The sequence below is a fragment of the Staphylococcus sp. GDB9P120P genome (assembly GCF_017893435.1).
Lineage (GTDB): Bacteria > Bacillota > Bacilli > Staphylococcales > Staphylococcaceae > Staphylococcus > Staphylococcus cohnii.
The window spans coordinates 277,509-293,794 of the sequence record NZ_JAESNB010000010.1 but is presented as its reverse complement, the minus strand read 5'-3'; the positions used below and the strand labels follow the sequence as shown (position 1 = coordinate 293,794).

The following is a 16,286-nucleotide window of genomic DNA, read 5'->3' as shown; positions in this document are numbered from 1 at the left end:
GTTAATAGAAAGCAATGGTGGAAGATTGACAATTGACAGAGATGTTATGTATAGTAGATTGGTATTATAATGAGTAAGGTGAAGTAAAATGAAAAAAGTGCCATTAAGCTGTGAAACGTGTGGAAATAGAAATTATAATGTTCCTAAGCAAAGTAACCTTACATCAAGATTGACATTGAAGAAGTATTGTCCAAGATGTAACGCACATACAGTTCATAAAGAAGCAAAATAATGTCGGTATATTAGATTAAGTAATTGAGTAAATATAACCTTCCAATTTAGTTGTGAGTATTGTATTTGCTTAATTTGTCGTATGTATAAGCAAATGAGAAAATCGAATTAATACGGAGGTATTGCTAATGGCTAAAAAAGAAAATTTCTTTCAAGGCGTAAAGTCAGAAATGGAAAAGACAAGTTGGCCAACGAAAGAAGAATTATTTAAATATACTGTAATCGTTGTGGCAACGGTAGTATTTTTCTTAGCCTTCTTCTATGTCTTAGATTTAGGTATTGGTAGAGTTATAGAGTTAATTAAATAGATAGGAGTGACGACATGTCTGAGGAAGTTGGCGCAAAGCGTTGGTATGCTGTGCATACTTATTCTGGTTATGAGAACAAAGTTAAAAAGAATTTAGAAAAACGTGTGGAATCTATGAATATGACTGAACTGATATTCAGAGTGGTTATACCTGAAGAGGAAGAAACACAAGTTAAAGATGGCAAAGCTAAAACATTAACTAAAAAAACATTTCCTGGCTATGTATTAGTTGAATTAATCATGACTGATGAATCATGGTATATTGTCAGAAATACACCAGGTGTTACAGGATTTGTTGGTTCAGCAGGTGCTGGATCAAAACCGAATCCATTATTACCTGAAGAAGCACGTTTCATCTTGAAACAAATGGGCATGAAAGAAAAAACAATTGATGTTGAATTAAATTTAGGTGAGCAAGTTAAAATCAAATCAGGTCCATTTGCTAATCAAGTTGGTGAAGTTCAAGAAATTGAAGCGGATAAATTTAAATTGACAGTTCTTGTAGACATGTTTGGTAGAGAAACACCTGTTGAAGTAGAATTCGATCAAATTGAAAAATTATAATCATATGATACAGGTTGGATGGTCTATGTGTCATAGACCATTGAAACTGAATGAATGATTTAGTTTGAGGATTATTTGAGTGAATGCAAGTGCACAGGCACTTGCATAAGCAAGAAGTGTTACTTTATATGCATTAAACTCCCTAATCACTAAAGTGATTTAAATTAAAGAGTACCTGAGCTAAAGCCCATGCATTAAGAACCCCTAATCACTAAAGTGATAAGGGGTTCTATAAAAAAAGTTACACTTTACTCTTGCTTTATGATTTAAATAGATGTTATAATACTGTGGTCGCGCTCATAGAGCGTTCATTTCGTCACGAAATGTAGAAGAGTGGGAGGACAAAACTGAGTCCTGTGACCACATCACGATATCAAGGAGGTGCACATCGTGGCTAAAAAAGTAGAAAAAGTTGTTAAATTACAAATTCCTGCAGGTAAAGCAAACCCAGCACCACCAGTTGGTCCAGCATTAGGTCAAGCAGGTGTGAATATTATGGGATTCTGTAAGGAATTCAACGCACGTACACAAGAAGATGCAGGTTTAATTATTCCGGTAGAAATCAGTGTTTATGAAGATCGTTCATTTACATTCATTACAAAAACTCCACCGGCTCCAGTATTACTTAAAAAAGCAGCTGGCGTTGAAAAAGGTTCTGGCGAACCTAATAAAAACAAAGTTGCTACAGTAACTAAAGATCAAGTACGTGAAATTGCAAACCAAAAAATGCAAGATTTAAACGCTGCAGACGAAGAAGCAGCTATGCGTATTATCGAAGGTACTGCACGTAGTATGGGTATTACTGTTCAATAAAATTAAAATTAACTGAAAACATAGATTGACGATAAAGCAGATGACAGAAATGACAAACAGGATCAAAGCGTTCAATATTGTCGTAATAAGAGGGAAATTGTCATTTATTTAGGAAGTGTTTCCTGAGATGCAATACGATTAAAACCTCTCTGTTATCTGCTCTTAACTTGCAAAAGCGAGTAAATGTGGGAGGAAATTCCGCTAAAACCACTAAAGGAGGACATGAAATGGCTAAGAAAAGTAAAAGATTTCAAGAAGTAGCTAATAAAATTGATCGCCAAAAACACTATAGTGTTGAAGAAGCAGTTGAATTAGCTAAAGAAACAAGTATCGCTAACTTTGACGCATCAGTTGAAGTAGCATTCCGTTTAGGAATTGATACACGTAAAAATGATCAACAAATCCGTGGTGCAGTTGTACTTCCAAATGGTACAGGTAAATCACAACGTGTTTTGGTATTCGCAAAAGGAGACAAAGCAGCTGAAGCAGAAGCAGCAGGTGCTGATTTCGTTGGTGAAAGTGAATATGTTCAACAAATCCAACAAGGTTGGTTTGACTTTGACGTAGTAGTAGCTACACCTGACATGATGGGCGAAGTTGGTAAACTTGGTCGTGTATTAGGACCTAAAGGTTTAATGCCAAACCCTAAAACTGGTACTGTAACAATGGATGTTACAAAAGCAGTTGAAGAAATCAAAGCAGGTAAAGTAGAATATCGTGCTGAAAAAGCTGGTATTGTACATGCTTCAATTGGTAAAGTATCATTCGATACTGACAAACTTGTTGAAAACTTCAAAGCTTTACAAGATGTGTTAACTAAAGCGAAACCATCTTCAGCTAAAGGTACTTACTTCAAATCTGTTGCTGTTACAACAACAATGGGCCCTGGAGTAAAAGTTGATACTTCTAGCTTCAAACTTTAATCTTAAATATAAATGATGATAAGACTGGATGGATTGATTCAGTCTTATCTTTAAAAATATATTGACATACTGCATTTAACCAGTTATATTGGTTAATGTATTATTTTACCTAAGACAGTAGGAGTTAGTGATAACTTAAAAATAATCCTACCGAGGCTAAAATTGACTTGAACGTGAAGATTTTTAGATCTTTCAAGCACTTTTTGCCGCGGGTAGAAAGTGCTTTTTTTATTGAGATAAAGTTGTTAATTCATGTAATTAGCAGTTGTAATCAAGATTAAAAGCACCAAATAAAAAACTATGGAGGTGTCTAAATGTCTGCTATCATCGAAGCTAAAAAACAACAAGTTGATGTAATTGCTGAATCATTGAAAAATTCAGTATCTACTGTAATCGTTGACTATCGTGGTCTAACTGTTTCAGAAGTAACTGAATTACGTTCACAATTACGTGAAGCTGGCGTTGAATTCAAAGTATTAAAAAATACAATGGTTCGTCGTGCTGCTGATCAAGTTGGTTTAGAAGGTTTAAATGAACATTTAGTAGGTCCTACTGCAGTTGCTACTTCAACAGAAGATGTTGTTGCTCCAGCAAAAGTATTAGCAGGATTTGCTAAAGAACATAAAGCTTTAGAAATTAAAGTAGGTGTTATGGAAGGCAGTGTTATCTCTGCTGAAGAAGTTAACACAGTTGGTACATTACCATCACACGACGGTCTTGTTTCTATGCTTTTATCAGTATTACAAGCTCCAGTACGCAATTTCGCTTATGCAGTTAAAGCTGTTGGAGAAGATAAAGAACAAAACGAAGAAAGCGCTGAATAATTGCGCATAATAAACTAATAAAAATTAATGGAGGAATATTAAAATGGCTAATCAAGAACAAATCATTGAAACAATTAAAGAAATGTCAGTTTTAGAATTAAACGACTTAGTAAAAGCAATTGAAGAAGAATTTGGTGTAACTGCAGCAGCTCCAGTAGCAGCAGCAGGTGCAGCAGGTGGCGGAGACGCTGCTGAAGAAAAAACAGAATTTGATGTTGAATTAACATCAGCTGGATCATCTAAAATCAAAGTCGTTAAAGCTGTTAAAGAAGCTACTGGCTTAGGATTAAAAGATGCTAAAGAATTAGTTGACGGAGCTCCTAAAGTAATCAAAGAAGCTTTACCAACTGAAGAAGCTGAAAAACTTAAAGAAGCATTAGAAGAAGTTGGCGCTACAGTAGAATTAAAATAATTCTAGCTGGCTAACAGTTCATAATTATATATTGAAGGTTGTCCAAGCAGCTTAACACATTAGCTATTTCGATACGCTAATCTTAAATGTAATATGGATTGCCTGAAATCTTTGAGAAATGAAAACCCCGTTATCGATATAACGGGGTTTTATCTTATTTGACCTATCCTGAACGAATTATTTGTTACTACAAAATTTCGTTGAGGGTATAGTATTAATCTAAGGCGAATTAGATTAAAAGAGGTGTAGTCATGAGTCATTACTATGATGAAAATCCTGAAGTAGAAAGCGATGAACTTCCCTTTACGTATTCCTACAAAAGCTATGATTTAAAATTAGTTACTGATTCAGGTGTGTTTTCTAAAGGGAAAATAGACTTTGGTTCAGATTTATTAATCAATACATTTTTAAACGAAAATCCCCCGGGTCCTACTAAAAAAATTATAGATGTTGGTTGTGGTTATGGTCCGATTGGTTTGATGATTGCAAAAGTGTCTCCACACCATGAAATTACAATGGTTGATGTAAATCAGCGTGCGCTTTCTTTATCGATTAAAAATCAAAAGAAAAACCATCTAGAGAACGTCGACATCAAGGAAAGTGACGGGTTATCACAAGTAGAGAATGATGCTTTTGATTTTGTGCTAACTAATCCACCGATTAGAGCAGGAAAAAAGGTAGTTCACAGCATCTTAGCTGATGCGTATCATAAATTAAAAGTGAATGGCTCACTTTATGTTGTGATTCAAAAAAAACAAGGTATGCCATCCGCGAAGAAAAAAATGGAAGAAACATTTGGTAACGTAGAAGTATTAGAAAAGCGCAAAGGCTATTATATATTAAGAAGTGTTAAAGGTTGATTAAAAACCGCTGTTCTGATATAGTAATAGAATGTAAAAAATTATGTTCAATAAGTGTGTACTTTTACGTATAAATTAACAAAGTATATAAGGTGAAATAGAAAATGGTGTCATGAGTTATGCTACCGTTTTCTTTTTGTCTAATTATATTTGCTGATTTAGTAAAAGTAAACACGCAATTTTTGAGGGGTGAATCTGTTTGGCAGGTCAATTTGTCCAATATGGAAGACATCGTAAACGTAGAAACTATGCGAGAATTTCAGAGGTATTAGAATTACCGAATTTAATTGAGATTCAAACTAAGTCTTACGAGTGGTTCTTAGAAGAAGGTTTATATGAAATGTTTAGAGACATTTCACCGATTGAAGATTTCACAGGTAATCTGTCTTTAGAGTTTGTTGATTACAGACTTGGAGAATCAAAATATGATTTAGAAGAATCGAAAAACCGTGATACGACGTATTCTGCACCTCTACGTGTAAAAGTACGTCTAATCATTAAAGAAACAGGCGAAGTGAAAGAGCAAGAAGTGTTTATGGGTGATTTCCCATTAATGACAGATACAGGTACATTTGTGATTAATGGTGCTGAACGTGTTATCGTATCACAATTAGTTCGTTCACCATCCGTTTACTTTAATGAAAAATTAGATAAAAATGGTCGCACAAACTATGATGCAACAATTATCCCTAACCGTGGTGCATGGTTAGAGTATGAAACTGATGCTAAAGATGTAGTTTATGTACGTATTGATAGAACAAGAAAATTACCACTAACAGTATTATTAAGAGCTTTAGGCTTCTCAACAGATCAAGAAATTATTGATCTTTTAGGAGATAATGAGTACTTACGTAATACGTTAGAAAAAGATGGTACAGAAAATACTGATCAAGCATTATTAGAAATTTATGAGCGTTTACGCCCAGGTGAACCTCCTACAGTAGAAAATGCGAAAAGCTTATTATACTCTCGTTTCTTTGATCCGAAACGTTATGACTTAGCGAGTGTGGGTCGTTATAAAGCGAATAAAAAACTTCATTTAAAACACCGTTTATTCAATCAAAAATTAGCAGAACCAATTGTTAATGCTGAAACAGGTGAAATTGTAGCTGAAGAAGGTACTGTCTTAGATCGTCGTAATTTAGATGAAATCATGGATGTATTAGAATCTAATGCTAACAGTGAAGTTTTTGAACTTGAAGGTACTGTGATTGATGAACCAGTAGAAATTCAATCTATTAAAGTATATGTTCCTAATGATGAAGAAGGACGCACAACGACAGTTATTGGTAATGCGTTCCCTGATTCAGAAGTGAAATGTATTACACCAGCTGACATCATCGCATCAATGTCATATTTCTTTAATTTACTAAGTGGTATTGGATTCACAGATGATATTGACCATTTAGGTAATCGTCGTCTACGTTCAGTAGGGGAGTTACTACAAAACCAATTCCGTATTGGTTTATCAAGAATGGAACGTGTGGTACGTGAAAGAATGTCTATCCAAGATACAGATTCTATTACACCACAACAATTAATCAATATTCGTCCAGTCATTGCGTCAATTAAAGAATTCTTTGGTAGTTCTCAATTGTCACAATTCATGGACCAAGCCAATCCATTAGCAGAATTGACACATAAACGTCGTCTATCAGCATTAGGACCTGGTGGTTTAACACGTGAACGTGCTCAAATGGAAGTGCGTGACGTTCACTACTCTCACTATGGTCGTATGTGTCCAATCGAAACACCAGAGGGACCAAACATTGGTTTGATTAACTCATTATCAAGTTATGCACGTGTAAATGAATTTGGTTTCATTGAAACGCCATATCGTAAAGTAGATCTTGAAACAAATAGTATCACAGAACAAATTGATTATTTAACAGCTGATGAAGAAGATAGCTATGTTGTAGCACAAGCAAATTCTAAGTTAGATGAAAATGGTCGCTTCTTAGATGATGAAGTTGTTTGTCGTTTCCGTGGTAATAACACAGTTATGGCAAAAGAAAAAATGGACTACATGGATGTATCTCCTAAACAGGTTGTTTCTGCAGCAACAGCATGTATTCCATTCTTAGAAAACGATGACTCTAACCGTGCATTAATGGGTGCGAACATGCAACGTCAAGCAGTTCCATTGATGAATCCAGAATCACCTTTCGTAGGTACTGGTATGGAACACGTAGCAGCTCGTGACTCTGGTGCAGCAATTGTTGCTAAACACAAAGGCCGTGTTGAACACGTTGAATCTAATGAAATCCTTGTACGTCAACTTATCGAAGAAGATGGACAAGAATACGAAGGCGAAATTGATCGCTATCCATTAGCTAAATTCAAACGTTCAAACACAGGTACTTGTTATAACCAAAGACCAATCGTTGCTACAGGTGATGTCGTAACGAAAGGTGAAATTTTAGCCGATGGTCCTTCAATGGAACTTGGTGAAATGGCGTTAGGTAGAAACGTAGTTGTCGGTTTCATGACATGGGACGGTTACAACTATGAAGATGCTGTAATTATGAGTGAACGCCTAGTGAAAGATGACGTATATACTTCTATTCATATTGAGGAATATGAATCAGAAGCACGTGATACAAAACTAGGACCTGAAGAAATTACACGTGATATTCCTAACGTTTCAGATAGTGCGCTTAAAAACTTAGATGACCGTGGTATTGTATACGTAGGTGCTGAAGTTAATGATGGAGACATTTTAGTAGGTAAAGTAACGCCTAAAGGTGTAACAGAATTAACAGCAGAAGAACGCTTATTACATGCAATATTCGGTGAAAAAGCACGTGAAGTACGTGATACATCATTACGTGTTCCTCATGGTGCAGGCGGTATTGTTCTAGACGTTAAAGTCTTCAACCGTGAAGAAGGAGATGACACATTATCTCCAGGTGTAAACCAATTAGTACGTGTTTATATCGTTCAAAAACGTAAAATACATGTTGGTGACAAAATGTGTGGTCGTCACGGTAACAAAGGTGTTATTTCTAAGTTAGTTCCTGAAGAAGATATGCCTTATTTACCAGACGGTACACCAATTGACATCATGTTGAACCCATTAGGTGTTCCATCACGTATGAATATCGGACAAGTATTAGAGTTACATTTAGGTATGGCTGCTAAAAACTTAGGTATTCATGTTGCATCACCAGTATTTGATGGTGCGAGTGATGAAGATGTATGGTCAACGATTGAAGAAGCAGGTATGGCACGTGATGGTAAGACAGTATTATATGATGGACGTACGGGTGAACCATTCGATAACAGAATCTCAGTCGGCGTTATGTATATGCTGAAACTTGCACACATGGTTGACGATAAATTACATGCGCGTTCAACTGGACCATACTCACTTGTTACGCAACAACCACTAGGTGGTAAAGCACAATTTGGTGGACAACGTTTCGGTGAGATGGAGGTATGGGCACTTGAAGCTTATGGTGCTGCCTACACACTTCAAGAGATCTTAACTTATAAATCTGATGACACAGTAGGTCGTGTTAAAACATACGAATCTATTGTCAAAGGTGAAAATATTACTAAACCTGGCGTTCCTGAATCATTCAGAGTATTGATGAAAGAACTTCAAAGTTTAGGATTAGATGTTAAGATTATGGATGAGCATGACAATGAAATTGACATGCAAGATAACGAAGATGAAGATGCAGTAGAACGTAAAGTGGACCTTCAACAAAAAGAAGCGCCACAATCACAAAAAGAAATTACTGACTAATACAGATCGCATTTAAGTTTATAAAGAGATATACCATATTGAGGTGAAGTCGTCGTACTTGCCTCATTATGGGTTTATCTAATATTGATAAAGAGCAATCAATCAATTTGCACAGCTAATCTAAATTGAAGGAGGTAGGCTCCTTGATTGATGTAAATAATTTCCATTATATGAAAATAGGACTTGCTTCACCTGAAAAAATCCGTTCATGGTCTTTTGGTGAGGTTAAAAAGCCAGAAACAATTAACTATCGTACTTTAAAACCAGAAAAAGATGGTCTATTCTGTGAGAGAATTTTCGGACCTACAAAAGACTGGGAATGTAGTTGTGGTAAATACAAACGTGTACGCTATAAAGGTATGGTTTGTGATAGATGTGGAGTAGAAGTAACTAAATCTAAAGTGCGCCGTGAAAGAATGGGACACATTGAATTAGCTGCGCCAGTTTCACATATTTGGTACTTCAAAGGTATTCCAAGCCGCATGGGACTATTATTAGACATGTCACCAAGAGCATTAGAAGAAGTGATTTACTTTGCTTCTTATGTTGTTGTAAATCCAGGACCAACTGGTTTAGAGAAAAAGACATTACTATCTGAAGCAGAATTCAGAGAGTACTATGATAAATTCCCTGGTCAATTTACAGCTAAAATGGGTGCTGAAGGTATCAAAGAATTATTAGATGAAATTGATTTGGATACAGAATTAAAAGAATTACGTGATGAGTTAGAGTCTGCAACAGGACAAAGACTTACACGTGCGATTAAACGTTTAGAAGTTGTTGAATCATTCAGACATTCTGGTAACAATCCAGCTTGGATGGTATTAGACGTACTTCCAATTATTCCACCAGAAATCAGACCAATGGTTCAATTAGACGGTGGACGTTTTGCAACAAGTGATTTAAACGACTTATATCGTCGTGTTATCAACCGTAACAACCGTTTAAAACGTTTATTAGATTTAGGTGCGCCTGGCATCATCGTACAAAACGAAAAACGTATGTTACAAGAAGCAGTTGATGCACTCATCGATAATGGTCGTCGTGGTCGTCCAGTAACTGGACCAGGTAACCGCCCATTAAAATCACTTTCACATATGCTTAAAGGTAAACAAGGTCGTTTCCGTCAAAACTTATTAGGTAAACGTGTTGACTATTCAGGTCGTTCAGTTATCGCTGTTGGACCTAGCTTGAAGATGTATCAATGTGGCTTACCTAAAGAAATGGCTTTAGAACTATTTAAACCATTCATCATGAAAGAATTAGTTCAACGTGAAATTGCGACAAACATTAAAAATGCTAAAAGCAAGATTGAACGTATGGATGATGAAGTATGGGATGTATTAGAAGACGTAATTAAAGAACATCCAGTTCTTTTAAACCGTGCACCAACGCTGCATAGATTAGGTATTCAAGCATTTGAACCTACACTTGTAGAAGGCCGTGCCATTCGTCTACACCCACTTGCTACAACAGCTTATAACGCTGACTTTGATGGTGACCAAATGGCTGTTCACGTTCCATTATCTAAAGAAGCACAAGCAGAAGCACGCATGCTTATGCTTGCAGCACAAAACATCTTAAATCCTAAAGATGGTAAACCTGTTGTTACACCATCACAAGATATGGTATTAGGTAACTATTACCTTACTTTAGAACGTAAAGATGCTGTAAATACTGGTACAATTTATAATGATACAAACGAAGTGTTAAAAGCATACGCAAATGGTTATGTACATTTACACACACGTATAGGTGTGCATGCAAGTTCATTCAATAACCCAACATTTACAGAAGCGCAAAATCAAAAAATCTTAACAACATCTGTTGGTAAAGTTATCTTTAATGAAATCATTCCTGATTCATTTGCATACATTAACGAACCAACAAAATATAACCTTGAAAACAGTACGCCAGACAAATACTTTGTTTCTGCTACTGAATTAGGTGAGGGTGGATTAAAAGCATATTTTGATGAGCAACCACTTAGCGAACCATTCAACAAGAATTTCTTAGGAAATATCATTGCAGAAGTCTTCAATCGATTCAGCATCACAGATACATCTATGATGTTAGATAGAATGAAAGACTTAGGCTTCAAATTCTCTTCTAAAGCTGGTATCACTGTTGGTGTATCTGACATTGTGGTTTTACCAGATAAACAACAAATTTTAGATGAACATGAAAAACTAGTTGATAAAGTACAAAAACAATTCAACCGTGGTTTAATTACAGAATTTGAACGTTACAATGCAGTTGTTGAAATTTGGACTGATGCTAAAGACCAAATTCAAAACGAATTAATGGGTTCACTTGAAAAAACAAACCCAATCTTTATGATGAGTGACTCTGGTGCCCGTGGTAACGCATCTAACTTTACACAGTTAGCTGGTATGCGTGGGCTTATGGCTGCACCATCAGGTAAGATCATTGAATTACCAATCACTTCATCATTCCGTGAAGGTTTAACAGTGTTAGAATACTTTATCTCTACACATGGTGCGCGTAAAGGTCTTGCCGATACAGCACTTAAAACAGCGGACTCTGGTTATCTTACTCGTCGTCTGGTTGATGTGGCACAAGATGTTATCGTTCGTGAAGAAGACTGTGGTACTGACCGTGGTTTACTAGTATCTGATATTAAAGAAGGTACTGAAATGATCGAACCATTTAGCGAACGTATTGAAGGTCGTTATTCTAAAGAAACGATTCGTCATCCAGAAACAGATGAAGTTATCGTTCGTCCAGATGAGTTAGTAACAGCAGAAATTGCTAAGAAAATCACAGACGCTGGTATAGAAGAAATGTATATCCGTTCAGCATTTACATGTAACACACGTCATGGTGTATGTGAAAAATGTTATGGTAAAAACCTTGCTACTGGTGAAAAAGTTGAAGTTGGTGAAGCAGTTGGTACAATTGCTGCCCAATCAATCGGTGAACCAGGTACACAGCTTACAATGCGTACATTCCACACAGGTGGTGTAGCAGGTAGTGATATCACGCAAGGTCTTCCTCGTATCCAAGAGATTTTCGAGGCGCGTAACCCTAAAGGTCAAGCAGTCGTTACCGAAATTGAAGGTGTCGTAGATGACATTAGTGTTGCCAAAGACCGTCAACAAGAAATCGTCATCAAAGGTGCGAATGAAACGAAATCTTACTTGGCTTCAGGTACTTCAAGATTAAAAGTTGAAGTTGGCCAAAGTGTTCAACGTGGTGAAGCACTTACAGAAGGTTCTATTGAACCTAAGAACTTCTTATCTATATCTGGTTTAAATGCTACAGAAAGCTATTTATTAAAAGAAGTTCAAAAAGTTTACCGTATGCAAGGTGTTGAAATTGATGATAAACACGTTGAAGTTATGGTAAGACAAATGTTACGTAAAGTACGTATCATTGAAGCTGGAGATACGAAATTACTTCCAGGTGCACTTGTAGATATTCATAACTTTACAGATGCTAACCGTGAAGCGTTCAAAGAACGTAAACGTCCAGCAACATCTAAACCTGTATTACTAGGTATAACAAAAGCTTCTCTTGAAACAGAAAGCTTCTTATCAGCAGCATCATTCCAAGAAACAACACGTGTTCTTACAGATGCAGCTATCAAAGGTAAACGCGATAACTTACTTGGACTTAAAGAGAATGTTATTATCGGTAAGCTTATCCCAGCTGGTACAGGTATGAGACGTTACAGTGATGTACAGTATGATAAAGCGACACCTGAAGAAGTCGTTGAAGAGATTCAACCAACTGAAATCTAGTATAGCTTTTGAAATGTAAAATGGTTTATCATTCATTTGAAGTTGTATAAACATAGAGACATGTGTTGAGGTTGTAAGGCCCCATCACATGTCATATGTTTTAAGCGACTGACCATTTGATCTCGGGCGAAATAAAAGATTTGATGGTAACATTTAATCTTTATTTCGCTCTCTTATTTTTTTGTATATTTTCTGCAAAAAATGTTAATTAAAGTTGACTCCGCAGTGATTTTGATGTTATTATTATTAAGGTTGATGCAAGCAGAACTTTGGAGGATATTTAGATGTCTAATGAAAAAGTTGCACGCTTTAACAAACAACACTATGTTATTGGTCTTAAACAAACGCTGAAAGCTTTGAATAAAGATCAAGTGACATCATTGATTATCGCTAAAGACGTTGAAGTTCATCTGATGACTCGCGTGTTAAGTCAAATCAATCACAAAAACATATCTATCTCATTTTTCGAGAGCAAACAAGCTTTAGGAAAGTATGTAGGTATAAACGTTAATGCGACTGTTGTTGCATTATTGAAATGAGATTAGTAAGATTCTTTCTTACTAAATTTTATTTACCTTTAAAATGAACCACCTGGATGTGTGGGATTATAAAAGAAGAGAGGAGGACATATTTCATGCCAACTATTAATCAATTAGTACGTAAACCAAGACAAAGCAAATCAAAAAACTATGATTCACCAGCATTGAACAGAAACTACAACAGTAAAAAGAAAAAGTACACTAGCTTAAACTCACCACAAAAACGTGGTGTTTGTACACGTGTAGGTACAATGACACCTAAAAAACCTAACTCTGCGTTACGTAAATATGCTCGTGTGCGTTTGTCTAACAACATCGAAATCAACGCTTATATTCCTGGTATCGGACACAACTTACAAGAACACAGTGTTGTACTTGTACGTGGTGGACGTGTAAAAGACTTACCTGGTGTGCGTTACCACATCGTACGTGGTGCACTTGATACTTCAGGTGTTGACGGTCGTAGACAAGGTCGTTCATTATACGGAACTAAAAAACCTAAAAAATAAGGTTAAGATTGCGTAAATTTTCGTTATAAATAATGGAAATATATTATAATTAGGAAGGGAGGATTTATATTATGCCTCGTAAAGGATCAGTACCAAAAAGAGACGTATTACCAGATCCAATTCATAACTCAAAATTAGTTACTAAATTGATTAACAAAATTATGTTAGATGGTAAACGTGGAACAGCTCAAAAAATTCTTTATTCTGCATTTGAATTAGTTCAAGAACGCAGTGGTCGTGAAGCTATCGAAGTTTTCGAAGAAGCTATCGACAACATCATGCCAGTATTAGAAGTTAAAGCTCGTCGTGTAGGTGGCTCTAACTATCAAGTACCTGTAGAAGTTCGTCCAGAACGTCGTACTACTTTAGGCCTTCGTTGGTTAGTTAACTATTCACGTCTTCGTGGTGAAAAAACGATGGAAGAACGTTTAGCTAACGAAATTTTAGATGCTGCAAACAACACTGGTGGTGCAGTTAAGAAACGTGAAGACGTTCATAAAATGGCTGAAGCTAACAAAGCCTTCGCTCACTATCGTTGGTAGGATAGTAGGTTTTTCCCTGAGCATGTTCCACACTGATAGTTTACTATCTAGGTGCATGCTTAGGGCATCGCCATATTTATAGTATTTATTCGCAGTTATACTGGAAGGAGAAAAATACATGGCTAGAGATTTTAGTTTAGAAAGAACTCGTAATATCGGTATCATGGCTCACATCGATGCTGGTAAAACAACTACGACTGAACGTATTCTTTACTATACTGGACGTATCCATAAAATTGGTGAAACTCATGAAGGAGCTTCACAAATGGACTGGATGGAACAGGAGCAAGACCGCGGTATCACAATCACATCAGCTGCAACAACAGCTTCATGGGATGATCACCGTGTAAATATCATCGATACACCAGGACACGTAGACTTCACTGTTGAAGTTGAACGTTCATTACGTGTACTTGATGGTGCGGTAACAGTACTTGATGCGCAATCAGGTGTTGAACCTCAAACTGAAACAGTTTGGCGTCAAGCAACAACTTACAGCGTTCCTCGTATTGTTTTCGTAAACAAAATGGACAAATTAGGTGCTAACTTTGAATATGCTGTAAGCACAATTCATGATCGCCTACAAGCGAATGCACAACCAATCCAATTACCAATTGGTGCGGAAGATGAATTTGAAGCAATCATCGACTTAGTTGAAATGAAATGTTTCAAATACAACAATGACTTAGGAACTGAAATTGAAGAAATTGAAATTCCTGAAGATCAAAAAGAAAGAGCTGAAGAAGCTCGCGCAACACTTATTGAAGCAGTAGCTGAAACAAGTGATGAATTAATGGAAAAATATCTTGGTGACGAAGAAATTACTGTAGCTGAATTAAAAGACGCTATTCGTGAAGCAACTAATAATATTGAATTCTACCCAGTTCTTGTTGGTACTGCCTTCAAAAACAAAGGTGTTCAATTAATGCTTAACGCAGTAATTGATTATTTACCATCACCATTAGATGTTAAACCAATCGTCGGCCACCGTGCTGATGATCCAGAAGAAGAAGTTATCGCAAAAGCAGATGACAGTGCTGAGTTCGCTGCGTTAGCGTTCAAAGTAATGACTGACCCTTATGTTGGTAAGTTAACATTCTTCCGTGTGTACTCAGGTACATTAACATCAGGTTCTTATGTTAAAAACTCTACGAAGAATAAACGTGAACGTGTAGGTCGTTTACTACAAATGCACGCTAACTCTCGTCAAGAGCTTAACACAGTTTACTCAGGAGATATCGCTGCTGCGGTAGGTCTGAAAGAAACTGGTACTGGTGATACTTTATGTGGTGAGAAAAATGACATTATCTTGGAATCAATGGACTTCCCAGAACCTGTTATTCACCTATCAGTTGAACCAAAATCTAAAGCTGACCAAGACAAAATGACTACAGCTTTAGTTAAGTTACAAGAAGAAGACCCAACATTCCATGCACACACTGACGAAGAAACTGGACAAGTTATCATCGGTGGTATGGGTGAGCTTCACTTAGACATCTTAGTTGACCGTATGAAAAAAGAATTTAACGTTGAATGTAATGTTGGTGCGCCAATGGTTTCATACCGTGAAACATTTAAGCAATCAGCACAAGTTCAAGGTAAATTCGCGCGTCAATCTGGTGGTCGTGGACAATATGGTGACGTTAAAATTGAATTCGAACCAAACGAAACAGGTGGCGGTTTCGAATTCGAAAACGCTATCGTTGGTGGTGTAGTTCCTCGTGAATACATTCCATCAGTTGAAGCTGGACTTAAAGATGCTATGGAAAACGGTGTATTAGCTGGTTATCCATTAATTGATGTTAAAGCTAAATTATTTGATGGTTCATACCATGATGTCGATTCATCAGAAATGGCCTTCAAAATTGCTGCATCATTAGCACTTAAAGAAGCTGCTAAAAAATGTGAACCTGTTATCTTAGAACCAATGATGAAAGTAACAATTGAAATGCCTGAAGAATACATGGGTGACATCATGGGTGACGTAACATCTCGTCGTGGACGTGTTGATGGTATGGAACCTCGTGGTAATGCACAAGTTGTAAATGCCTTTGTACCACTTTCAGAAATGTTCGGTTATGCAACATCATTACGTTCTAATACACAAGGTCGTGGAACATACACTATGTACTTCGATCACTATGCAGAAGTTCCAAAATCAATTTCTGAAGAAATTATCAAGAAAAACACTGGTAATAAATCAGCTGAATAATTAAACTTGTATTGTGCAGTGACAGTCTGTACAAT

The 16,286-nt window shown here is 36.4% G+C and carries 14 protein-coding genes and 1 other annotated feature; all 14 genes read left to right on the top strand.

Translation table 11 applies throughout. The features are described 5' to 3' along the window. Positions 1-88: 88 nt before the first annotated feature. The 14 genes from rpmG to fusA all read left to right on the top strand — a co-directional run bounded on the left by rpmG (position 89) and on the right by fusA (position 16,251). Positions 89-232, top strand: coding sequence for a 50S ribosomal protein L33 (rpmG, locus tag KA856_RS12235; RefSeq protein ID WP_071560108.1), 144 nt, complete (start codon positions 89-91; stop codon positions 230-232). Positions 233-359: 127 nt separating this feature from the next. Continuing rightward, the gene (secE, locus tag KA856_RS12230) at positions 360-539 is read left to right on the top strand and encodes a preprotein translocase subunit SecE (RefSeq protein ID WP_019468575.1); all 180 of its coding nucleotides are present in this window, start codon (positions 360-362) and stop codon (positions 537-539) included. A 14-nt stretch (positions 540-553) separates the two neighbouring features. Further along, complete coding sequence (nusG, locus tag KA856_RS12225; RefSeq protein WP_107385924.1) at positions 554-1,102, top strand: transcription termination/antitermination protein NusG; 549 nt, start codon at positions 554-556, stop codon at positions 1,100-1,102. A 390-nt stretch (positions 1,103-1,492) separates the two neighbouring features. Beyond that, a complete protein-coding gene (rplK, locus tag KA856_RS12220; RefSeq protein WP_019468573.1) occupies positions 1,493-1,915 on the top strand; it encodes a 50S ribosomal protein L11 in 423 nt (140 codons plus the stop codon). A gap of 227 nt (positions 1,916-2,142) precedes the next feature. Next, positions 2,143-2,838 carry a 50S ribosomal protein L1 gene (gene rplA, locus KA856_RS12215; RefSeq protein ID WP_019468572.1) on the top strand — a complete coding sequence of 232 codons (696 nt, stop codon included), beginning with the start codon at positions 2,143-2,145 and terminating at the stop codon, positions 2,836-2,838. 90 nt (positions 2,839-2,928) lie between these two features. After that, positions 2,929-3,076 (top strand) — a sequence feature (ribosomal protein L10 leader region). A 76-nt stretch (positions 3,077-3,152) separates the two neighbouring features. Next, positions 3,153-3,662, top strand: coding sequence for a 50S ribosomal protein L10 (rplJ, locus tag KA856_RS12210; RefSeq protein WP_019468571.1), 510 nt, complete (start codon positions 3,153-3,155; stop codon positions 3,660-3,662). A gap of 43 nt (positions 3,663-3,705) precedes the next feature. Then, positions 3,706-4,074, top strand: a complete 369-nt coding sequence (rplL, locus tag KA856_RS12205) for a 50S ribosomal protein L7/L12 (RefSeq protein WP_210138742.1) — start codon at positions 3,706-3,708, stop codon at positions 4,072-4,074. Between the two features lie 251 nt (positions 4,075-4,325). Then, entirely contained in the window at positions 4,326-4,934 is a 609-nt protein-coding gene (locus KA856_RS12200; RefSeq protein ID WP_107385925.1) for a class I SAM-dependent methyltransferase, read from the top strand. Between the two features lie 199 nt (positions 4,935-5,133). Beyond that, positions 5,134-8,685 (top strand): DNA-directed RNA polymerase subunit beta, encoded by a 3,552-nt coding sequence (gene rpoB / locus KA856_RS12195; protein ID WP_119517576.1) that lies wholly within the window; start codon positions 5,134-5,136, stop codon positions 8,683-8,685. Positions 8,686-8,855: 170 nt separating this feature from the next. Beyond that, positions 8,856-12,449, top strand: a complete 3,594-nt coding sequence (gene rpoC / locus KA856_RS12190; protein ID WP_181187689.1) for a DNA-directed RNA polymerase subunit beta' — start codon at positions 8,856-8,858, stop codon at positions 12,447-12,449. Between the two features lie 284 nt (positions 12,450-12,733). Continuing rightward, a complete protein-coding gene (locus KA856_RS12185) occupies positions 12,734-12,988 on the top strand; it encodes a ribosomal L7Ae/L30e/S12e/Gadd45 family protein (RefSeq protein ID WP_107384245.1) in 255 nt (84 codons plus the stop codon). A gap of 95 nt (positions 12,989-13,083) precedes the next feature. Then, on the top strand, positions 13,084-13,497 hold the full coding sequence (rpsL, locus tag KA856_RS12180; RefSeq protein ID WP_019468565.1) for a 30S ribosomal protein S12: 414 nt from the start codon (positions 13,084-13,086) through the stop codon (positions 13,495-13,497). Positions 13,498-13,568: 71 nt separating this feature from the next. Beyond that, entirely contained in the window at positions 13,569-14,039 is a 471-nt protein-coding gene (rpsG, locus tag KA856_RS12175; protein WP_019468564.1) for a 30S ribosomal protein S7, read from the top strand. Positions 14,040-14,157: 118 nt separating this feature from the next. Further along, positions 14,158-16,251: an elongation factor G gene (fusA, locus tag KA856_RS12170; protein WP_107385928.1), complete on the top strand. Its 2,094-nt coding sequence runs from the start codon at positions 14,158-14,160 to the stop codon at positions 16,249-16,251. Positions 16,252-16,286: the final 35 nt, after the last annotated feature.